At 35.9% G+C, this 23,348-nt stretch carries 17 protein-coding genes; 11 read left to right on the top strand and 6 right to left on the bottom strand.

Going from position 1 to position 23,348, the window contains the following annotated elements:
* Window positions 1–53 precede the first annotated feature (53 nt).
* The 8 genes from MYP_RS18245 to MYP_RS18290 all read left to right on the top strand — a co-directional run bounded on the left by MYP_RS18245 (window position 54) and on the right by MYP_RS18290 (window position 13,921).
* Window positions 54–449 (top strand): hypothetical protein, encoded by a 396-nt coding sequence (locus MYP_RS18245; protein ID WP_045466633.1) that lies wholly within the window; start codon window positions 54–56, stop codon window positions 447–449.
* 72 nt (window positions 450–521) lie between these two features.
* Window positions 522–1,772 (top strand): TolC family protein, encoded by a 1,251-nt coding sequence (locus MYP_RS18250; RefSeq protein WP_045466636.1) that lies wholly within the window; start codon window positions 522–524, stop codon window positions 1,770–1,772.
* 12 nt (window positions 1,773–1,784) lie between these two features.
* Window positions 1,785–2,744 carry an efflux RND transporter periplasmic adaptor subunit gene (locus MYP_RS18255; RefSeq protein WP_052430332.1) on the top strand — a complete coding sequence of 320 codons (960 nt, stop codon included), beginning with the start codon at window positions 1,785–1,787 and terminating at the stop codon, window positions 2,742–2,744.
* Between the two features lie 12 nt (window positions 2,745–2,756).
* Window positions 2,757–5,963 (top strand): efflux RND transporter permease subunit, encoded by a 3,207-nt coding sequence (locus MYP_RS18260; RefSeq protein WP_045466639.1) that lies wholly within the window; start codon window positions 2,757–2,759, stop codon window positions 5,961–5,963.
* A gap of 515 nt (window positions 5,964–6,478) precedes the next feature.
* Entirely contained in the window at window positions 6,479–7,459 is a 981-nt protein-coding gene (locus MYP_RS18265) for a hypothetical protein (protein ID WP_045466642.1), read from the top strand.
* An 87-nt stretch (window positions 7,460–7,546) separates the two neighbouring features.
* Window positions 7,547–7,996, top strand: a complete 450-nt coding sequence (locus MYP_RS18270; protein ID WP_156140720.1) for a PepSY-like domain-containing protein — start codon at window positions 7,547–7,549, stop codon at window positions 7,994–7,996.
* 275 nt (window positions 7,997–8,271) lie between these two features.
* Window positions 8,272–11,268 carry a glycosyl hydrolase family 8 gene (locus tag MYP_RS25375; protein WP_052430334.1) on the top strand — a complete coding sequence of 999 codons (2,997 nt, stop codon included), beginning with the start codon at window positions 8,272–8,274 and terminating at the stop codon, window positions 11,266–11,268.
* Window positions 11,269–12,118: 850 nt separating this feature from the next.
* Complete coding sequence (locus MYP_RS18290; RefSeq protein WP_045466647.1) at window positions 12,119–13,921, top strand: T9SS type A sorting domain-containing protein; 1,803 nt, start codon at window positions 12,119–12,121, stop codon at window positions 13,919–13,921.
* A gap of 86 nt (window positions 13,922–14,007) precedes the next feature.
* Here MYP_RS18290 and MYP_RS18295 read toward each other — a convergent pair whose 3' ends face one another.
* The 6 genes from MYP_RS18295 to MYP_RS18320 are packed head-to-tail and all read right to left on the bottom strand — an operon-like array spanning window position 14,008 to window position 19,957.
* On the bottom strand, window positions 14,008–14,829 hold the full coding sequence (locus MYP_RS18295; protein ID WP_156140721.1) for a hypothetical protein: 822 nt from the start codon (window positions 14,827–14,829) through the stop codon (window positions 14,008–14,010).
* A gap of 4 nt (window positions 14,830–14,833) precedes the next feature.
* Window positions 14,834–15,457, bottom strand: a complete 624-nt coding sequence (locus MYP_RS18300) for an ABC transporter ATP-binding protein (RefSeq protein ID WP_045466651.1) — start codon at window positions 15,455–15,457, stop codon at window positions 14,834–14,836.
* Window positions 15,458–15,460: 3 nt separating this feature from the next.
* The gene (gene lpxA / locus MYP_RS18305) at window positions 15,461–16,240 is read right to left on the bottom strand and encodes an acyl-ACP--UDP-N-acetylglucosamine O-acyltransferase (RefSeq protein ID WP_045466653.1); all 780 of its coding nucleotides are present in this window, start codon (window positions 16,238–16,240) and stop codon (window positions 15,461–15,463) included.
* Entirely contained in the window at window positions 16,237–17,643 is a 1,407-nt protein-coding gene (locus MYP_RS18310; protein ID WP_045466655.1) for a bifunctional UDP-3-O-[3-hydroxymyristoyl] N-acetylglucosamine deacetylase/3-hydroxyacyl-ACP dehydratase, read from the bottom strand. Before MYP_RS18310 ends, lpxA begins: the two co-directional genes overlap by 4 nt.
* A gap of 6 nt (window positions 17,644–17,649) precedes the next feature.
* Window positions 17,650–18,690 carry a UDP-3-O-(3-hydroxymyristoyl)glucosamine N-acyltransferase gene (gene lpxD / locus MYP_RS18315; protein ID WP_045466657.1) on the bottom strand — a complete coding sequence of 347 codons (1,041 nt, stop codon included), beginning with the start codon at window positions 18,688–18,690 and terminating at the stop codon, window positions 17,650–17,652.
* A gap of 37 nt (window positions 18,691–18,727) precedes the next feature.
* The gene (locus MYP_RS18320) at window positions 18,728–19,957 is read right to left on the bottom strand and encodes an HD domain-containing protein (RefSeq protein ID WP_045466659.1); all 1,230 of its coding nucleotides are present in this window, start codon (window positions 19,955–19,957) and stop codon (window positions 18,728–18,730) included.
* Between the two features lie 70 nt (window positions 19,958–20,027).
* Between MYP_RS18320 and MYP_RS18325 the strand changes: the two genes are divergently transcribed.
* From MYP_RS18325 to MYP_RS18335, 3 genes are all read left to right on the top strand, one after another.
* Window positions 20,028–21,581 carry a bifunctional response regulator/alkaline phosphatase family protein gene (locus tag MYP_RS18325; RefSeq protein WP_045466662.1) on the top strand — a complete coding sequence of 518 codons (1,554 nt, stop codon included), beginning with the start codon at window positions 20,028–20,030 and terminating at the stop codon, window positions 21,579–21,581.
* 85 nt (window positions 21,582–21,666) lie between these two features.
* On the top strand, window positions 21,667–22,110 hold the full coding sequence (tsaE, locus tag MYP_RS18330; protein WP_045466664.1) for a tRNA (adenosine(37)-N6)-threonylcarbamoyltransferase complex ATPase subunit type 1 TsaE: 444 nt from the start codon (window positions 21,667–21,669) through the stop codon (window positions 22,108–22,110).
* Window positions 22,107–23,327 carry an alanine dehydrogenase gene (locus MYP_RS18335; protein WP_045466667.1) on the top strand — a complete coding sequence of 407 codons (1,221 nt, stop codon included), beginning with the start codon at window positions 22,107–22,109 and terminating at the stop codon, window positions 23,325–23,327. Before tsaE ends, MYP_RS18335 begins: the two co-directional genes overlap by 4 nt.
* The last annotated feature ends 21 nt before the right edge of the window (window positions 23,328–23,348 follow it).

Raw genomic sequence — 23,348 nt, forward strand, 5'->3', positions numbered from 1 at the left:
TGTTAAAAAACGGATTTTATATTTCAGAAAATTGATAATTTTGAATAATTAAAATGAATTTTCAAATACTGAAATATCTTTTTGTAATTCTTATTCTGAATTCAAGCCTCTTGTTTCCGGAGTTTTCTTCCTTTTCGGGTGTTAAGAATCAGGAAAAAGAAGAGATTAATTCCGTTACTGAATTAATCTTTGAAGATATTTTCGGAATGCCAGATTCAAATCCGGAGGATGAGGATGATGATGAATATGATTATCAGATTTCACCGGAAGAAGAGGTAGTTTCTTTTGCAAAGATTTACTTTTTGTTACTCCCTTTTTTAGACACAGATTTTTTATTTCCAAAAGATCTAACTGATAGTAAAAGTCTTTTAGATCATTCACGAGAACTAAAATTTATTTCATACAGGAAAGGAGTGCCCCGATACATTTCCCTACTTGTACTTTCCTAATAGTCATTTTTCTGAATCTCTTTCAGAAAACAAAAATCCCTTTTATTACTTCTTTAAAATTATTCCATTAGAATGAAAAACATTTATCTGGTTTTTGTTCTATGCGTTCATTCTGTATTTGCTCAAACAAAGGTTTCATTTAAAGAGGCTTTAAGTTTATCGAGAAAAAATAACCTCTTTCTGAAAACTGTTGTTTATGATTCCTCAATAGCAAATGCAGATATTGTTTCTGCAGGACTTAGACCAAATCCCGTATTTAATAATCAGTTTCTTCAGATAGGTGCTGCAAGAAACAGTCCATTCCCGGAAAGGGGAGGCTATTTTAATGCTTCCAGCAGACAGGTATGGTATCAATTTACCAAGCAGTTTCAGACATTTCACAAAAGAAATTATAAAATAGAATATGCGGAGGTGAACTCCTTTATCACTAAAAAAAACATTCAGGAGACTGAGCGTAATCTACTATTAAACGTTTCTCTCAAATACCTCGAACTATGGCTTTATAAAAAGAATCTGGATCTGCTTGAGACGGTAAAAGCCAATATCGATACACTGGTTCATATTAATAAAGTAAGGCTGAAAAATGAAGTAATCACTCCTTCAGAACTTATAAGAACTAAAATTCTGTTCGAGCAATATTCATTGCAGGAGCGCAACACTATGAGAACCTATCTTAATGAGCTTAAGACGCTTGAGATATTTTTAGGTACCAGCGATTCTATTGAAATTGAAGCTTCTGATAGCTTATTTTCTGAAACATTCATTGAACCATTGGATACTATGCTGAAGATGGCTTTTGAGAAAAGACCTGATGTTGCTGCCTTGAATTATGAAAAGGAGCTGAGTAAAGTCAACGAAAAACTTCAGAAGGCATATGCTATGCCTAATGTAGAAGCAGGTGGTATATACAATCCTCAGAACTCAGTAGGTTATTATGGAACTTACCTCACCTTGCCTATTCCATTTTTTGACAGGAACCAAGGTGAAATTCAAAAAGCCAAAGTAATGAAGCTAAAGACTGAAACAGCTTTTGAGGCACTGATACTTCAAGTGACTGTAGAATTGAGAAATAGCTATAGTACCTATCTTCAGAAAAAGGACAATGTAATCCAGGTTCAGTTGATTCTGGATCAATCTAAGGAGGTCCTTGAAATCGTCAGGTATGCTTATCTGAAGGGCAACACCACTATCATTGATTTTCTGGAAGCGCAGAGAACTTTTTATGATGCCATGCTTATACACAATCAGGCCCAATACGATCTGAAAAGAAGTCAGATTGAATTACTGTATGTGTCGTCATTATTAGATAAATTAACAATGTAATATCATCAGTATATGTTAGATTATAAAAACTTTATTTATATAATCATAATCCTACTGTTTGTTTCTTGTAAGAAGGATGAGGAGAAAACAAGCAATAGTGATTTTCTAGATCCTGTTGTTCAGGATAACGGACAGGTCATAGTTCTGAAAAGTGAGAATGCTGTTTTTAAAACTATCGTAGCGAAGAAAAAACCTCTTAATAGTGAGTATATGGCTCCGGCTACAGTTGTTGCCAGTATTCTGAAACCTAGACTGAAAGAAGCACATACCATTATTCTGTTTGATGATGAAGAGCTCAACCGGCTTTACACAGAATATTTGCAAAGCATAGCTCATTATAAGAGAGATTCGGATTACTTGCAAAGAGTAAGGGATATGTATGATCACAAGGCAGCAACAGGCACAGAACTTAAGCAGGCAGAAACCGGTCTTACCGACGCTGCCACGGAAATGGCCGAGAAAGAAGGACAATTACGTATGCGTGGATTCGACCCTATTACAATGACTGACATTCCTCCTGGAAATATCTGGCTCATTTCCAATGTACCTGAAAGTATTATCGGAAGTCTAAAAAATGGTAAATCCTGCACTGTGCTTTTCACATCTTATCCAGGAGAGAGATTTTCTGGAAAGATTACTGCAGTAGGTGATGTACTCGATAGGCAGACCCGTACGGCAAAGGTGAGGATCACTCTTGCCAATCACAATGAAAGATTTAAACCAGGGATGTATGCTAAAGTAAAATTTCCTATCGAAGAAGAAAACTCTTTATCAGTACCTGTTTCATCTGTTATATCTGTTGAAGGAAGAAACTATGTTTTTGTTAAAAACAAAAGCATAATTAAGCGCAAGGAAGTCATTGCTGAAAATGAAATGGGAGAAGATATTATTCTGCTCGATGGAGTAGAAGAAGGCGATTCCATTGTTTATGAGGGTGCAATGTTATTGAAAGGTTTAAGTTTTGGCTTTTAATTAACTGATAGAATGATTTCAAAACTTATTGCATTTTCAATCAAAAACAGGTGGGTGCCTATTGCCGGAATTCTTGCTGTCATCATCGGTGGAATTTATGTATACACTATTCTCAGGATAGAAGCCTATCCAGATATTTCGGATACCAATGTTGTAATCATAACACAGTATCAGGGACGGGCAGCTGAGGAGGTCGAGCAGCAGGTAACTATGCCCATTGAAAGGAGTCTTAATAGTGTGCCAGGCGTAATATTCAGAAGGTCCAGAACCATCTTTGGATTGTCTGTTGTTCAGCTTACCTTTGATGACAATGTTGAAGATTTTTTTGCCAGACAATATGTTTCTGAAAAGCTTAAGAATGCTCAGCTCCCACCTGGGGTAACACCTGAGTTAGGGCCGCTATCTTCTCCAACAGGGGAAATTCTGAGATATGTGGTCCGGGGAAATGAGAATTATACCCCCATGGATCTCAAAACTCTTAATGACTGGGTAATCATTCCTAAGTTGTTACAAACAGTCGGTATCGCTGATATCAGCTCATTCGGAGGTCCTCTGAAGCAATACCAGGTTCTGACCAGTCCGGAGAGGTTAAAGAAATATAATCTTACGTTAAAAAATCTTATTTCATCCGTTGAAGATAATAACCTGAATACGGGAGGTAATATTATTGAAAGAGGGGAACAAGGCTTTGCTGTCAGAGGTATTGGTGCTGTTGCAAATGTTCGTGATCTTAAGAAAATAGTCATCTCATCCTCCGGAGGTGTTCCGATATTTCTGGAAGATGTTGCCAGTATTGAGATCGGGCCTCCTTATCCTTCGGGTATATTGGGATATTCTATTCCTGCTGAAGGGATTCGTGAAAATTCTGGTACTGAAGGCATCGTGTTATTAAAGAGGGGAGAAGATACCAAAGAAACCTTGAAAAGACTGAAGGAAAAACTCAACGAAGTAATCAGTAATGATTTGCCCGAAGGAGTTGAGATTCATGTGATATATGACAGATCTAATCTGATAGATTTTACATTGGAAACAGTATCTCATACACTGATTGAAGGTATCACAATAGTGGTAATAATACTGGTTGTATTTTTGGGAAGCTTTAGCTCTGCTTTGGTTGTAGCTGTTACTATTCCTGTAGCATTACTATTTTCATTTATTATGATGAAGATAACCGGCATTCCAGCTAACCTTCTTTCGCTTGGTGCTATAGATTTCGGAATTATAGTTGACGGTGCTTGTATTATGGTGGAACACTTGGTAAGGTCAATAAAGTCTGCTCCTGTAGGAGATAGAAAAAACGGGATTTATAATTTCACAACTCACTCTGCTCAGGAGATTGGAAAGGAGTTATTCTTTTCTGTTGCTATTATTATCATAGCATACACACCTTTGTTTGCAATGCAAAGAATAGAAGGAAAGCTTTTTTCTCCAATGGCCTTTACAATTTCTTTCGCAATTCTGGGTTCATTCATCTGTTCTATTACAGTGGTCCCGGTGTTGATCTCCTTTATTTATAAAAAGAAGTTTGAAGAAGTTGGAGATGGTTTTTATAATACCAGAAAAAATATACTCTCGCCTTTGGCTGATTTAGGTAATAAAGCAATTGCTTCATTAAAGAAAATTAATCCTTATGAATTAGTTCTGATCAGAACAATGCAAATACCAAATTTTGGTTTTTTTTTAATCTTCCTGATCATCACTGGAATTGGTTTACTTGCAGTTCGCACTGGTACTGAGTTTTTGCCTCCTCTTGATGAGGGATCGATATTTTTCAGATGTAATTTACCAAGTGGGATTTCAATACATAAAAGTGCAAAGCTTGCTCCTGAAATAAGAAAGATTATATCAAAACACAATCAAGTTAAAAGTATACTTACGCAAACCGGAAGAAACGATGAAGGTACAGATCCATTCGGTGCTAACAGGACTGAAATTCTCATCAATCTAAACCCTTATAATGAATGGGTAAATGATACTTCAAAAGCTGAACTTGTTTTAAAGCTAAAGAGCGAACTTAAAGCGGCATTTCCAGGAGCTTATTTTGCATTTGGCCAGCCGATTATAGACCAGGTGACAGAGGTAGTAAATGGCAGCGCAGCTGATCTTGCCGTGACTATAGCTGGAGAAAATCTTACAGAGATAAGAAGTGTAGGAGACAGAATAAAGGCTATTATTAAAAAAATACCCGGAGCGAGCGATGTAGGTATTGAGCAGGAAGGGCCTCAAGGGCAGATTGTTGTAAATATTAACAGAGAGAATGCTGCCAGATATGGTATAAATGTTAGTGATATTCAGCTTATGATAGAAGCCGCAATTGGAGGTAAAACAATAAGCACAGTTTATGAAGGAACCCAAAGATTCGATCTTGTTATAAGGTTCCTTCCGGAAAGCAGAAGTTCAATAGAGGACGTGAAGAAAATGTTGGTGCCTTCTATCACCGGAAGTCAGATACCAATGAGTGAACTGGCAGATATCCGTATGGTAGACGGTCAAACAAACATTTACAGGGTTGAGGGAAAAAGGATTATTACAGTTAGGGCCAATATAAGAGGAAGGGATCAAGGGGGCTTTGCCAAGGAAGTAGCCCAAAAAATAAAATCAATGAAGCTGCCCAGGAAGTTCAAAACGGCATTGGGTGGCCAATTTGAAAACCTCGACAGAGTCACTAGTCAATTGTCCTACACTATTCCATTTACCTTGTTACTGATAGGTCTGCTATTGTTTATTCTTTACAAGGATGCTGTCAGTATGCTGATTACAATTCTTAGTCTGCCAATTGGAATACTCGGTGGCCTTGCTGCTCTTTGGGTGAGAGATTATTACTTTAATGTTTCCGCTGGCGTAGGTTTTGTATCGTTATTTGGTGTAGCTATTATGGCAGGGGTATTGCTCGTCTCCTCTTACAACCGAGAGTTAAAGGATTTGTCTTTCGCATATACTGACCTGAAAGATCTTAGAATTAGGATAATATCAATTTCCCTGGTTCAGATTAAACCCATTCTGATGATGATCACGGTAGCACTCATTGGACTAGTTCCCGCAGCCACTAGTCATGGTATAGGATCAGATATTCAAAGGCCATTGGCAACTGTAATTATAGGAGGATTGTTGACTTGCCTTCTTCTAATTCCAATTGTCTTACCTAGTATTTACTTTAGCTTTTTTAAATGGAGAATAAGGAAATTGGTCAACGGAAGAAAAAATACTGAAATTGACTGATTAGATTAAGTACAGTCTCATTTATTTATGACCCATTAAAAATCCAGCATAAGGAATATTCCAATGTTGGATTTTTTTTTCTTTTTAGGTAATCTTCGCGAAAAGATATAAAAAGCCTTGCAATGGCTCTTTAATATATATTAATTTGTCTATCAATTTGGTAGAGTATTTGGATGGGCAAAATCAAACTGTCCGAAAGATCTGATTTCTTTAGATATAACCAGGAAATTTCAATTCATTACTGAATGCATTTGGTGGTTCAATCATCAGTTTGATTTGTAGATTACCGGTTTATTAAATAAAAACGACCTGTTTGTTTAATTGTCAGGAAACTGTTGTATTTGGTGGTTCTATACCTCATTTTTCGATAATTGAATAACAGGTCTGTTTTATTATTATTTTTATCCCTACTAAGTCCCATATTAAGGAAATTTCTAAATTTTTTCCAGAATTGAATTTTATTTTTAAAACATAATTACATTTTTCAATTTAATGAAAGACCGGTTTCCTTCTATATGCATTCAAAGGGAGTTAAACAAATATTTAAATATTTAGGAATTGTTATTCCTATTCTTGTTTTCGTTTCGTGCAAAAGTTCAAGAATATCTTCTATTCAAGAGCTAAGTTCCAACTGTAATCAGCAGAATCTTTATAACTACTCAGTAGAAGACTTCCCAGAGCCCTTTTATAACCTTAATTTGGATACAGCACTTTTAGGAAGGTTTTCGGAAGAAGGTTTGAAAATAGCAAATGCCATTGGAATAATAGAATTGCTTTCAGAATATGTTGATGCTGAAAAAAAATATAATTCTACCCCCAGTATTGAGAATAAAGTAAGTATACTGGATTTAGACAGAAGGCTTGCCAATGCCATTCAACGTGCTTCTCTTGAGATATCAGCAGTAGCTTCTGAAATTGATTGTGAAGAAGAAAGGGCAGATCAGATTTCTTATTATCTCAAAAAAAGAGAAGATGACAGAGAAACAAAGTTTACAGTGGCAGCTATAAGTGTTGGTGCAATTGCAACAATTACCTCAGGGATTTTATTTGCTACCAGTGATAACTCAAATATGGAACATGTAATACAAGTTGGAGGTGGTATTGCTGAAGCTGTATTGGGCTTTATGATTTTTACATCAAAACCGAAATTAGAATTCTATCACCCTAGAAATCACCTGGAGGAAATATGGAATGGAAAAGAGACTTCTTTGCTTTTTCCCGCACATGTATGGTATTATTTCAATTATTACAATCCCGATAAACCTGAAGAACCATCGCTTAGAGTTCAGATTTTAAAAGGCTGGAAGGCTATTTATGAATGGGAAAAAAAAGAAAACAAGCACAACCAAAATATGGTAGCATTATTTTTTGGTAAAGGAGGACAGTATACTTCTGAAACTCTTAAAGCCAGAGCGAGAATGCTTGATCAGCTGCAAGCAAACATTACACTAATGAAGCAAGACCTTACTAAACTTGCATCATATCTGGACAAGTAATTGATTATTAATCTTATGGTTTATGAGTAGAATAATAGAAGTTTGATTGAACGTGAATTAGGAAGAACAAACAGATATAATAAAGATATGAAATCGCAAATATTAATCACACTAAGTCTTATGTATTTTATGAGTTTATCTGCCATCGGGCAAGAGCTGTCTGAGAATGATGTACCTGTTGCAGTCAGAAATAGTTTTTATGAACTGTATCCTAACATGTTTGTCTATGAATGGGAGTTGGAAAAAAAAGAAAATGTCTATGAAGCAGAATTTATGAATAAAGGTATCGAGATGGAAGCAATATTTCGTCCCGATGGTTCCTATATAGGAACTGAAATAGATATAAAACTGGAAGATATGCCTCCTGATGTGAAAAAAGCGTTTTCTCATTCTGAATATGCCAAATGGAAGTTAGAAGACACTGAAGAATTTAAAAAAAAGGAGGGGGAAAAACTTTATATTATAGAAGTGGAAAAAAAGAAAAAGAAAGTGAAATTGTATTATTCAAAAGATGGAAAGCTAGTCAATACCAAATAAATATTCTAACGGAATATTGTTTTGGAGAAATTAACCAATATTAAAGAAATTTTTAAAATTAATTATATCTGAATTTTACTTTCGGAGAATCTTCTCTATTTGGATTGTTCCTTTTGATTACCAAATAGTCTGTGATGAAAATTAGATTAAAAAGATATAAAATTTAAACAATTTTATATCTTTTTCGTTTTGGTATTTTTCAAATAAATTTTGTGTTTTTTGTGATATAAATATATCTTAGCATTTTACTTAGCTTAAAAAAATTATAATAACCTATGAAAAAATACTACTTAGTGATTTTACTGGTTTGCACCTTGCTAAGCGCAAAGGCTCAAATTAATTCGGGTAATCCGGCAAAAAAATTCAACTCCAATTCCAGCTACCCCTATGGAATTATGCCTGACAATTTGCCAAGCGGAGGGGAATATGGTAAGTCTCAGGCTGCAGCAGATGCTTACAATGCATGGAAGTCTAACTTTGTAGAAGCATGTTCAGGTAAAGGTTACAGAGTAAAATTTGACCAAACACAGTTTACTGTATCCGAAGGTATTGCATATGGTATGCTTTTGTCAGCATATGCTGGAGATAAAGCCTTGTTTGACGGATTATGGCAATATTACAATTCATATAAGAATGGAAATGGTGTCATGAACTGGAAAATAAATGGATGTAATAATACTGATCAATACAATGGAGCAACTGATGCTGAATTAGATGCTGCTATGGCTCTGATTGTCGCTGCTGACCAATGGCCAAGCGGAAATTATAAAACGCAAGCTCAAAATTTAATAAGAATTATAAGAGAGAAAGAAATGCATCCTGATTCCAAGCAGGTACTTAATGGAGATGCGTGGGGAACCGGGAATGACTGTAGAAACCCAAGCTATATGGCTCCTGCATATTTCAGAGAGTTTGCAAAAATTGAAAGCAATCAGGCAAGTTTCTGGAACAGTGCTACTACAACTGCCAACCAGTTTTTGTTGACCAACCGTAACTCTTCTACAGGACTGGTGAGTAACTGGGCAGGAAGCAACGCTCAACCTAATGGCTGTAATGGCCCAAATGAATATGGTTTCGAATCTTGCAGAAACCCTTGGAGAATGGCCAATGACGTGCTCTGGAATGGCCCGAGTGTGGCAACCACAGGAGCAGATATTTGCGTTAAAATGACTAACTGGCTGAAAGGTCAGGAGAGTAACTTAAAAGGTCCTTTATCTACAAGTGCCTCCAGCCCGGCTAACGGTCAATATAAAAATGGTACATTTAGTACCTATGCACTGGCAGTAATGGGAACCAACGCTGCTAATCAATCTTCATTGAACGCATGTTACCACAACGTTGTTGGCTTAGGAAATAATGAAGCTTACTTCAGTGCGACATTGCGTACTGTTACTTTGTTTATGCTCACTGGTAACTGGTGGAAACCGGGTTCAAACATTGTATCTGCAGATGTAATCATTACAGCTCCTGAGAACAATAAGACTTATGATTTAGAGGAATCTATTACTTTTTCTGCAACAGCTACCATTTCTTCCGGTACTATTTCAAAAGTAGAGTTTTATGATGGAGCTACTTTATTGAATTCTGACAATTCATTTCCTTACGGCTTTACGACTTCAACATTAACTAGCGGAACTCATGTTATAACGGCTAAAGTTTATGACGCTAACAATACTGTTGTTGCTACATCTGCGCCAGTGCATGTAACTATAGTGGGAGCTTCCAATATTGCAACCACTGGTGTAGTTGATATGTTTGAAACAGCTATTGAGTATAACGAACTTACTGGAGGTAAAGATTGCTCAGCCCCAACTAAAAGCACTTCTGCTGGTATTTTCTGGTGGCAAGATGTGAACGCTAGCACTCCTTTTGTAGCTACAAAATCAAGAACCGGAGATGGAAAACTGACTTATACCCTTTCACAACCTCAGAATGGTTATGATGCAATAGGTTTCAGTTTTGGGGATTATTGCAATGGCACTAAAACGCCTTACACCCTTGATTTAAGAACTAATGCATTCTTCAAAATGAATGTAAGTGCTCCGACAACAAATACTACTAATCTGGAAATTAAATTTCAGTTAAGAGATATAAATGGAAAAATACTATCTTTTAATAAGCTTGTTGTAAATAACGGTCAAATTAGAAATGATTGGAAAACTGGAGCTTCATACAGATATGAAATTGGTTTTAACAAAAACCATATTACACAGGTAGGACAAACTCCTGCTCATACAGATGATCAGGTAGGGCCAGGTTCTTTGAGACCTGGTGATAATATAACCTTTGAGTTTGATTTCAAAAATGCAGTGACTGCAAGCGGCTCTGTAATTGATCTTGACAATTCAAAATTTGATTATTCAAAAGTAGAGTCTGTTATTATTATAGTGGTGAATTCAACAGACACAGGCGATCCTAGTTATCAGCCAAAAGCGTTTACAGATCAAAAGATCTCTTTCACTGGTATGTCTCTAGGTAATGCTGCAGCAGGATCAGATATTTGTACTCCGGTGGCACCAACAGCTACAGCAGCACCTGCTCTTTGCGAGGGTACTACAGCAGCTGCATTGAAAGCTACTGCTCTGACAGGAATGGATCTACAGTGGTATGGAACAAATCAGACAGGAGGAATAGCAAGCACCACAGCTACAGTGCCATCTACCGCTACTGCAGGGGCTACTACTTACTATGTTTCTCAAAAAGTTGGATCATGTGAGAGTTCAAGAACACCTATCGCTGTTACCGTTACCGCCAGTCCTACTTCAAGTGCTGGTCCATCTCAGACTTCTATTGTCGGACCTACTGCATCTCTTTCAGGATCAGGTTCTGCTGTTGGAACATGGAGTCTTGTTTCTCCTTCCGGAGTAAATGTATCTTTTAGTCCTTCTGCCAATTCAGCAAATGTAAATGTAAGTGGTTTAACTACTATTGGTACATATACTTTCAGATATACAGTTGCTGGAACTGCTCCATGCACTGCTGTAACTTCTGATGTTGATGTTGTAGTAGCAAGCGTTACTTCTATCAATAGTATATTAAACAGCATGGTTGAAATCTATCCAAACCCTGCAACTGACAATCTTGTTATTGATATAACTAAGGTTGATGGTAGCAAATCAGTGAAGCTTGTTGACATGCTTGGAAGAGTTGTGTTTGAAGCTGCCAATGAGAATACTTTAAATGTTGAAATGTCAAATCTGAATAAAGGTATGTATTTTGTACATATTCAGTCAGAGTCAGGAAACCTTATTAAATCTGTTGTAAAACAGTAATAAGTAAGCCTGATAAAATAAAAAAGACCTGCCGAAAGGCGGGTCTTTTTTTTATGTGCCTATTTGATATATTCACAACTGTAAATATTTAAGTTGCTATATATGACCTTCTATTGGATAAGGGTGGTTATGAAAAGTACTTGACATACTTTGAATAGATAATTACTAGTAAAGATAAAACCTGAAGTGGAATTCAGACAATTGTTTTGGTGCCAGGTTATGCAGAATGAAGTATAATTTATACTTGAGAGATGTAAATTCAAAAAAAAACCTTCTCCGTCTGAGAAGGTCAAAAAACGTTGGGGGTGTTTTTATGTTCAACCAGCTATGGTGAGTAGCAAAGTTAGATAAGTTTTTGAAACCTGCAATAAATCAAGGATATATTTTCAAAAAGTTATTTGTCTTTTAGGATTAGTGACTTAAATCCAGTTATAAAATCAATTATACATCGATTTCATATTAATCTATTTAATCTCGTTTTGTCACTTTTCTCCTAGATAAGAAAAATCTGATTTTCGTCCGTTTTTAGCTTTTGTTCGAGTTGTGCGAATGATTGATTTTTAATTATTATTAAATATAATTGAACAGCTGAACTTGAGTTTGTTTGATAAGGCATTTGAATAGCACATTCCTCATGGAGTAAATTTTTTAGATATTCATGATCTATAGTTATAGTCAAATTTTTTATAAACGTAAAGGGAATAATTGTTTATAACTCGTAATTCTCTGCTGATATTAGGTAAAAGATCGCTTTTATAATAAATTGAACCCTTGATCTTTATTATCGTAAAAAGAAGATCACTTCACTTTTTTGAAGGAAATTTTTAATTATCAAACCCCTTAATAAACTATGAGAAAACGACTACTATTATCCATTGCCAAAGTATTGTTTGGTGGTATGGTTTTAGCGCAGACTTCAGGTGCTTTTGTTACTGCTGATAATGGAAATCGAATGTCCTCCTGTGCTGACACTTTGATCACTCTTGAGGATATATATACTCAATGTGGAATAAGAGATCTTAATGATCCCAATGATGACGTAAGTATGTATAGAATCCTCCAGTTAAATGGTTCTGTTATAACTGAAACCGAAATCACAGAAGCATTCAAGTACAGCGATTACGAAACTATATATATTAATAAAAAGAATACACCTTTTAATGGTCGCAATGGTATTGCCATATTTCTCAATATTATAATACCTCCCACCAGATACTTTACAAAGGATACTTTAAAGTACATTGTTGAGAAAGGAGCTAAAGTAAATTACTTGAAGGATTTTCTTACTAATATAGAGTACTGGGGCACAGGAAAAGATACTGAAGACTTTCACGATCGATTGTTTTTATATGACGGTGTAAATCCTGAAACTGCTGTTAAGAACCTTACAGACTGGACTACCCTTGGAAAAGGGATCTATCGAATGAGATTAAGTTATGCTATTTGCTCAGCTGATGATATTCATTCTAAAGAAATGTATGTGAAGGTCGATGAAAGTCCTTGTCACAGTTTAGAACTTAGAAACATGCCATCCATTTGTCTTGATGAAGTTTTAGATATCAGACCTTATGTTTATCTGGATGGGCATGTAGCTACTGAAGAGGAGTTGGCTGATATGTCTTTTCTGGATAAGAGCGATAATGCAAAACCTAACGACATCTTGCCTGTAGATCCTGCAGCTATTGATTTATCTACAATGTGGGAAAGCAAGTCAACTAAATTTCCAAAGATAGAAATTCGCTATCAGCCTAATATAGATCTAGGGATATGTAATAAATACTTCTATAATTTCGTGCCTAAAGTGCCTACAAAATTGATGACTACGGATGTTATTATGTCTAAAGACAGCTATGGAAGTACTTTAGTATATATGATTGATGGAGATTATTACGGGTTTAATAATGTCTTTCATAAAAATGTACTGAAAGAAATTTATCTTGATTATAATACGAATCATATTGGTACAGAATTTAGCTACTTTACAGATGATAAGTATGAAAACATAGTTACGGGTAATGATCTTTCCCCGGGAGATTATTATGTTCTGGCTACCAATTCCGAGTGTAATGAGGATAGTTCTTCGTTCAAGATTCGGGTATTAAACCGTGACTTTGATATTACCTGGCAGAATGCATTCAATATGGGTAAAGGTTATTACATATTTACAGCGCCAAGTATTTATCCTGGTGCAACATATTCGTGGTTTGTCTGGGGTGGAGAGATCGTTTCTGGGATCAATACCAATCAGATAACTGTATATTACTCCGAAAAAGCTTCAAAAGGAGTTACTGTAAGCTGTACTATAACATTTCCAGCTGCGCGCAGTGCAGGAAATGCAGTATTGGCATCAGGATTGTATCTGACTTCCAATGAGGCAGGAGAAAAAGAGGAGATAAAAGCTGAAATCGTCACGGGTATCAATAATGTTGTAGAAGAATTATCATCCGTATATCCTAACCCTTCAGAGGGAAAAATTGTAATTTCAGGAAAGGGGGTATATGATCTTAAAATTTATAATGGACTAGGGCAATTGATTTACGAAAACAATGCTTATACACCTGAAACTCCTGTGGAACTTGATAATAAAGGGATGCATATGATCAGATTGATTCAGAATGGGAAAGCACAGACATTAAGAGCAATAGTAAAATAAGATAAATTGTCTAAGATGATATATTAAAGTCGGACAGCTCATGTTGTCCGACTTTTGTTTTATGCGAAACCTAAATACGTATTTAACTATTTAGCCTTTGATTTACGGTAAGATTTTTTAGTTAAAGTATCTGCCAAAACATGTCTGAAGTTTTCAACAAAGCATCTGTCTGTAATTTCTTTGTAAATATAATTTCGTTGAGAAGCTGGAAGTTTATTGTGTTCTTGGACTTCTTCGTTCGAATATCTCTCCATGATTTTAGAGCAGGTGCACTCGCAGTAATTTTTTGTTTCGGAAGGGTAATAGTTTTCCAGTCCGCTTTCTGATACACAGTTTTCAATTAACAAAGCCAAATCCTTGTCTTGTCCTTCTTTATATGCAAAAGCAATTTCCTTAAAGAAATAAGCAGAAATGGCAATGGCAATAATTTGAGATGGAATGAAAAAGGCCATTCTGCTTTCTCGAGGCTGGACTTCAGATGCAGTTATTCTGAAATCCTTAGTCATTCTCAGTACTGAAGGTTTGGCAAAGAGGTAGGAGGAAAGACCTATTCCGAAGAGGAATAAGAATGTCGGATCTTGATTTAGAATGTAGGAAAATAGACAAAGGAAATTTCCGAAAAGGATAATAAGCCATTTTCTGAAGCTTAATCTTAAAAAGGATCTTACTTTAAATCTCGTATTTTCATGAAGCAGATTTTTTACTCTGGAATAGTAATATAGTCTGGATGCAATAAGGAAACTGAACAAAAAAGAGGGACAAATCCAGGTAAGTAGTTCATTTAAATCCTCCCTGTTTAATGAAGGAAGAAATAATACAAAGAAGAAGATGGCCAATTGCAGCAATGCAATCATCCAAAAGGTTTCTTCATTTCTCTTTACAAATTTTGAGTATCTGTCTTGTTCCAAATTTTCAGGATTTATGAAAATCCTCAACCTTGATGATTTCGTGACAAAAGTCGTATTCATAAGGTTGATTTGAACAGATAATCACAATTCTATCCTTTATGTTTTGGATAATTTCAGTTTTATACCAGTTTATTCCTGCTGAATCAAGATTCACAGTAGGTTCATCCAAGAACAGAATTTCCGATTCAGTATACATTGCAAAGCCAAGCTTTACTCTTTGCCTCATCCCTGATGAAAAGTATGTCAGTTTTTTCTCGGATGATTTTTCGAGCCCCAGTATCTGAATAAAATCCTTTTGGGAAAGATTATTCTTAAATTTCTTAAATGTGAGATGAAAATTTATTATTTCACCTAAGGTTAATTCTTCTATTAAGTCCTGGTAGGGAGCTGTAAATGTGAGTTTTTGATAAAGATGCTCAGGAGAAAATTCTGTGTTATTTGAAAAATATTTTACTTTTCCTTCATTCGGGGAAGTAAGTCCGGCAAGTATTTGAATTAAAGTGGATTTTCCGGAGCCATTTCTGCCGGTAATGGCATAGGATTTATTTTGCTGAAAATTCAGGTTAAGATTTCTGAAAAGCCAATTCCGGTCAAATCTCTTGCCTAAATTTTCAGCGATAATATTCATGTTTTACTGACTGAACCCTTTCATAATACCTCTATCTGAGCTGCGAATGAAATTTACAATCTCATCTTTCTCTTTCGAAGAAGTAAAGTTCACTTCAATATGATCCAGTGCTTTTGAATTGTTATATCCTCTCAGATATACCGTTCTGTATATTTCCTGTATTTCGTTGATCTTGTCGTTACTGAAACCTCTTCTTCTAAGACCAATGGAGTTAATACCACAGTAGCTTAACGGTTCTCTGGCAGCCTTGGTGTAGGGAGGTATATCTTTTCTTACCAGCGAACCTCCTGATATCATAGCATGTGCTCCAATTCTTACAAATTGGTGAACTGCGCTGGATCCGCCAACTATAGCATAATCATCAACAGTTACATGACCTGCTAGCTGAACCGAATTGGCCAGAATACAATTATTACCTATGATACAATCATGAGCTACATGCACATATGCCATTAGAAGGCAGTTTTTACCAACTTCGGTTTTGTATTTTTCTATAGTACCTCTATTGACAGTCACACACTCTCTTATGACACAGTTGTCGCCAATGATAGCAGTTGTTTCTTCTCCTGAGAATTTAAGATCCTGAGGGGGAGCAGAGATAACAGCTCCCGGATAAATTTTAACGTTTTTTCCGATTCTGGCACCTTCCATGATGGTCACATTTGGACCAATCCAGGTTCCTTCATCTATTTCAACATTTTTATGAATTGTCGAAAATGGCTCAATAACAACATTTCTGGCAATTTTTGCCTGAGGATGTATATAAGCTAAAGGTTGATTCATAGGGATTTTCCTGTGTCTTTCCTTACAATACTAGCAGACATTACTGCTTCACAAACCAGATTATTACCAACAAATGCCTGCCCTTGCATTTTAGCAATTCCTCTTTTTATAGGAGCCAATAACTCGCACTTAAATATTATCTGATCTCCGGGTACTACAAATCTCTTGAACCTACAGCTTTCTATACTTAGGAAGTAGGTCCAATAGTTGTCAGGATCCGGTACTGTATTTAATACTAAAATTCCTCCAGTTTGAACCATTGCTTCAATTTGCATTACACCTGGCATTACAGGGTTTCCAGGGAAGTGTCCCTGAAAAAATGGCTCATTGATGGTTACGTTTTTGATACCTGCTACCGTTGTCTCGTCCAGATAAAATATTTTATCAACAAGCTTGAACGGATATCTGTGAGGTAAGGCCTTATATATTTGATTTACATCAAGTACCGGAGGCATATTCGGATCATAATGAGGAATCTGATTCTTAGATGCCTCTTTCATGATTTTCTTAATTTTTTTTGCAAATGCTACGTTAGCAGCATGCCCTGGACGGGCTGCAAGAATCTGAGCTTTTAAAGGTCTACCTACAAGAGCAAGATCTCCGATTACATCAAGCAGCTTATGTCTTGCCGGTTCATTTTTATAACGTAATTCAAGATTATTAAGAATGCCTTCTTTCTTAACCTCAACTTTTTGCTTGTTAAATAATTTTGCAAGGTGCTCCAGCTCATGATCTTGTACAACTCTGTCAACAATTACAATGGCATTGTTCAGGTCTCCACCTTTGATAAGGTTTTGCTTCTGAAGCATTTCCAGCTCATGAAGGAAACAGAAAGTTCTACAGGATGCAATTTCTTTAGAAAACTGGTTGATATTCGTAAGAGAAGCATGCTGACTTCCCAAAACCGGAGAATTATAGTCTACCATTACGGTAACTCTATAATCATCAAGTGGAAGAGCTGCAATTTCTATGTTCTTTTCATTATCTTTATAGAAGATGCTGTGCGGAACTTCAAAAAAGTTTCTTAATGCATTTTGCTCCTGAAAACCAACAGTTTCCAGTGCTTCCACAAAAGGCTGAGAGCTGCCATCCATAATCGGGGTTTCAGGACCGTCAATCTGGATGAGAACATTATCGATCTGCAATCCCATAAGTGCAGCAAGCGTATGCTCTACTGTACTTACTCTTGCTCCATTTTTTTCAATTGTGGTTCCTCTTGATAGGTCAACTACATAGTCGACGTCTGCTTCAACAATAGGTTGGTTTTCAAGATCAACCCTTTGAAAAACAATCCCGTGATTGGGGGGCGCAGGTACAAAAGTCATGTTAACTTTTACTCCTGTATGTAATCCTACTCCTGAAATAGATACGGGACTCTTGATGGTATGCTGTTTTACGTTCATTTAACCTTATAAAGTCGGCAAATTTATAATTTTTTCCTCAAGTTCCTCAATTCTTTTTTGCAAATCCGGAAGTTTTCTGAAAACACTACTTGATTTCAGAAATTTTTTATATTCAAATGCAGGGGATCCATGTATGGCTGTCCCTTCTGTTGTTACCGATTTGCCAACTCCTGATTGAGCTCCTATGCTGGTTTTATTTGCCAATGTGATATGTCCAACAATTCCTACTTGACCGGCAATGACACAATTTTCTCCTATTTTGGTAGATCCGGAAATTCCGGATTGTGCAGCTATCACTGTGTTTTTGCCAATTTCAACATTGTGAGCAATCTGAATCAGATTGTCAAGTTTTACACCATCATGTATGACTGTTGACCCCATGGTTGCACAATCAATAACAGTATTTGCTCCAATGTCTACATGATTTCCAATAATTACGTTACCTACCTGAGGTATGGTTTTGTATGTGCCATCTGGTTGTGGCGCAAATCCGAAACCATCGCTACCTATTACTGAACCGGAATGGAATGTACAATAACTTCCGATTTTTGAATCTGAATAAATTTTTACTCCGGGAAAAATAATGGTGTTATCTCCAATTGTAACATTATCTCCAATATATGCCTGAGGATAAATTTTTACATTTTTTCCGATTCGACAGTTTGTTCCAATATAGGAAAATGCGCCACGATAAATATTCTCTCCCGTAGAGGAATTTTGCCCAATGTAAGAAGGGGTTTCCACTCCAGTTTTCATAAAACTAATGAATTTGTGGTATTCTTCGAGTAATGTTGTAAAACTGGTATAGGGATCATCAACAAGAATTAAAGTGGTTTTAACCTCGCTTTTGGGAACGAATTTCTTGTCAACTATAACAGCCGAAGCTTGAGTGGTATATAAATAAGGTTCGTATTTTAAATTTGATAAAAAGGAAATACAACCTTCCTGACCTTCTTGAATTTTTGCCAGTTTGCTGATTTTCAGGCTATCACTTCCTTTGACTTCTCCCCCAATTAAATGGGCAATCTGTCCTGTTGTAAATTCCATTAAACTAATTTAAACAAATTATTAACTATGAACCATCTTACAAAGATACATTTTTAGGCCAGCATAAATAATGTTTTTTTACTATTTTACTTATAGCCTTTATGTTGGGAAGATCAGAGGCCTGGGCGACGTCCAATACTTGTCCTTTTTTTGTAAGAACATTTATTTTATTGCTTACCGGAAGGTATGCTCTGTTTCTTAGAACACCATTTACGACAAAATATTCCGAATTTTCTTCAGGCAATCCGAGATTTTTTACTACTTCTTTTCTTAGCTGATCAATCTTTTCTTCCTCAAATTGTGTCCTTGATATTTCAATTCGGAATAACTTCCTTTCTAATAGCTGGTTACATAACAACGACAATACAGGGTCTTTATGATTTTTCCATATTTTTATCGCTCCCCATAAGTCATAATCATCGAGACTGGTAAAAGCTTGAAGGTAGAGATGATTTTGAGTAAAATCATCAAGTGTTATTTTTTGCTGAAGGAAAACATTTAATGCCTCCGATGCATATAATTTTTCACCGGTCAGGGATAAATGCTGAGCTCTCCTTATAATTTGTATCAGCATTTTTTCTGCGCTCACGGTTGTTTTGTGCAAATAAACCTGCCAGTACATCAGTCTTCTGGATGATAAGAAATTTTCAATGCTGTATATTCCCTTTTCCTCTATAACTAATTCGTCGTCAATAATATCCAGCATTTTAATGATTCTGTCTGCTCCGATCGTACCTTCCATAACCCCGGTAAAAAAGCTGTCTCTCTTAAGGTAGTCCATTCTATCCATATCGAGCTGGCTGGATATAAGTTGATGGAAGAATTTCCTTTCGTATAAGTTGAGAAACATTTTTACGGTAAGATCCAATTTTCCATTAAACTCATTATTTAGCTTTTCCATAATAAGATATGAAAGCTTTTCATGGGCTATATGCGAAAGCAGGGTTTTCTCCAGGGCATGTGAGAATGGACCATGACCAATGTCGTGCAACAATATGGCAGCCAAAGCGGCTTCTTTTTCTTCTTCTGATATCTGATGTCCGCGACTTCTTAATCTGTTCAAGGCCATACCCATTAAATGCATAGCTCCTAGAGCATGATGAAACCTGGTATGAAGTGCCCCGGGATACACTAGGTCAGTAAGTCCTAATTGTTTTATTCTTCTCAGTCGCTGAAAATAGGGATGCTCTATAATATCAAAAATGAAACTTCCGGGAATTGTAATAAATCCGTAAACCGGATCGTTGAATATTTTCTTTTTATTCAAAACTTTTTAAGTTAACGAAACTTATTGATATGGATTTAATGTACTTTTAGTGTTTACGAATTTTAATTCTATGCAAAGATACAATATTTTATGGGCGGATGATGAAATAGATCTACTTAAACCCCACATAATTTTTCTTAATAATAAAGGCTATGATGTAACTCCTGTACCTAGTGGTGCAGATGCATTAGAGAAGTGTAATGAGGAGAAGTATGACATCGTATTTCTGGATGAAAATATGCCGGGTATGACCGGTTTGGAAACTCTAAGTCAGATCAAAGCCATAAAGCCAAATCTTCCGGTAATCATGATCACTAAGAGTGAAGAGGAACATATTATGGAAGAGGCTATCGGAAGCAAAATAGCTGACTACCTCATTAAACCATTAAATCCAAATCAAATATTATTGAGTATCAAAAAGATATTGGATAATAAAAGGCTTGTTACTGAGAAAACCAATATCGGTTATCAACAGGATTTCAGAAATCTTAGCATGGCTTATAACGACCGTATTGGACATGAAGAGTGGGCTGAGATATACAAGAAGTTGGTTTATTGGGAGTTAGAGATCGATAATACCGAGAACAAAAGTATGAAGGATATTATTGACATGCAGAAAAGTGAAGCCAACAAGAACTTTGCAGATTTTGTAATTGATAATTATGAATCATGGTTAAATGATGCAAACTCTTCAAAACCTGTTCTATCTCATCAGATTATGAAAAAAAAGGTATTCCCTCTATTGGAAAAAGAGCAACCTTTATTTTTTATTCTTATCGATAATCTCCGATATGATCAATGGAAGGTTCTGGAGTCAACCATTAATACTTATTTTAATGTGGATGAAGAGATTAACTATTATTCAATTCTACCAACGACAACAGCTTACGCCAGAAATGCAATTTTTTCAGGTTTACTACCTTCTGAAATAGAGAAAAAATTTCCTCAATATTGGGTTAGTGATGAAGAAGAGGAGGGAAAAAATAATTTTGAAGAAGAACTTTTAAAAGCTCAGTTAGTAAGAAACAAACTTGATATTAAAAGCTCTTACAATAAAATTATCAATATTAGTCATGGCAAATCTTTATTGGATAATATCAATAACCTAATGAACAATAAGTTGAATGTTATTGTCTACAACTTTGTCGATATGCTGTCTCATGCTCGAACAGATATGGCAATGGTTAGAGAACTTGCTCCTGACGAATCAGCCTATAGATCATTAACCAACTCCTGGTTTCAGCATTCTCCATTGCTGGAAGCTTTAAGAAGGATTGCTGAGAAAAAAGGTAGAGTGATCATTACTACTGATCATGGCACAATAAGGGTTAAAAAACCATTTAAGATAATCGGAGATAAAAGTACTAATACTAACCTGAGATATAAGCAGGGGAAAAACCTTGGCTTTGATGAAAAGGACGTTTATGTCTGCAGAAAGCCGGAGCGCATGTTTCTTCCTAAAAGAAATGTGTCTACAGCTTATGTGTTTACCATTGAAGATTATTTCTTTGCCTACCCCAATAACTATAATTATTATGTTAATTATTACAAAGATACTTTCCAGCATGGAGGGGTTTCTTTGGAAGAAATGATAATTCCTTTTATAACCTTGTCTCCAAAGTAGGGTTTAGTTGGGGAAGTAAATGAATTGTCTGGTTGATAAATTTTTGTAAATTTACCGACCAGACAATTCTTCTTTCAGACGATTCATGGGAGAAAGTACACAACCTTATAAAATATTACAGAGCAAGGATCTTTCTGAACTTAAACAGGTAGCTTCGGAAATTATTAAATTTGCCGATTTAGAAAAAATTTGGCTGTTTGAAGGAGAGATTGGAGCAGGAAAGACCACTTTAATAAAGGAAATTTGCAAAGAACTTGGGGTATCTGAAAATGTAAGTAGTCCGACATTTGCTTTGATAAATGAATATCTTGGAGCTAACAGCAATAGCATTTACCATTTTGATTTTTACAGATTAAAAAGCGAAACGGAGGCACTTGATATAGGCAGTGAAGAGTATTTTTCTTCAGGAAATATTTGTCTTATAGAGTGGCCTTCAAAAATAGAATCTCTTATACCTCCGCATCATTTAAGAATTTCTCTAAAAGTAGATAATAATCAACAAAGAATTTTTCATCTTTCTAAAACATGAAAAGCAGCTTAAAATCGGGTATTGAAGCTCTGGCAAAAGAACATGCCTTATATCCTCAAGAGGCACTATTAAAAATTCCTGAAGGTACAACCCGTCTTAATATTGGTATTCCCAAGGAGATACAGGATCTGGAAAATAGGGTGTGTCTCACTCCTGAGGCTGTAGCATTGTTGGTTAACAATGGTCACGATGTGGTGGTCGAAACAGGTGCTGGTGTATCGGCAAAATATTCTGATAAAGAATACAGTGATGCAGGAGCTAAAATAGCTTATTCATCTCAGGAAGTATTTCAGTCTAATATTGTATTAAAGATAGAACCGCCTACTATACAGGAAATCAGTATGATGAAACCTGGAAGTACATTGTTTTCTGCACTTCAGATTTCAACGCTTACCCCGGAACTTGTTCAGGCTATCAACAAACAAAAGCTGATTGCGCTTGGCTTTGAATTTATTGAAGATAAGGTAGGGGGAATGCCTGTTGTAAGAGCCATGAGTGAAATAGCAGGCAGTACTGTTATGCTTATTGCAGCTGAGTACCTCAATAGCAAAAATGGAAAAGGAGTTATATTGGGAGGAATTACAGGAGTACCACCTACAAAAGTGGTAATTCTTGGCGCCGGAACAGTTGCAGAATATGCGGTACGTGCTGCTGCAGGATTAGGATGTGAGGTGAAGATTTTTGATAATCAGGTATATAAACTCAGAAGGTTAAAACATGATTTGGGGCTTCAGATTTATACGTCTACAATAGATACTATTACATTAAGAAAAGAATTACGGGAAGCAGATGTTGTGATAGGCTCTCTTAGGTCTGATGAGGGGAGTCCATGCGTAGTTACTGAGGATATGGTAGCTGAAATGATGCCTAATTCAGTGATAATCGATGTTAGTATTGATCAGGGTGGTTGCTTTGAAACCAGTAGGGTTACCAGTCACAAAAACCCTATTTTCAGGAAGTATGATGTGATTCACTATTGCGTACCCAATATCGCATCAAGAGTCGCCAGAACTGCGACGACAGCATTAAGCAATATATTTACTCCTATTATTTTACAAATAGCTAAAAAGGGAGGGACTGAGGAATTGATTTATTCAAAAGAATGGTTTATGAAAGGAGTCTATTCCTATAAAGGTAGTCTTACTAATCCTTATATAGCTAAGAAGTTTAATATGAAGTATAAGGATATGAAATTAATTTTAGCAGCAAGATTTTAAAAAGCTTAAAGTAAAAGCTAT

The organism is Sporocytophaga myxococcoides (genome assembly GCF_000775915.1).
Classification (GTDB): Bacteria; Bacteroidota; Bacteroidia; order Cytophagales; family Cytophagaceae; genus Sporocytophaga; species Sporocytophaga myxococcoides_A.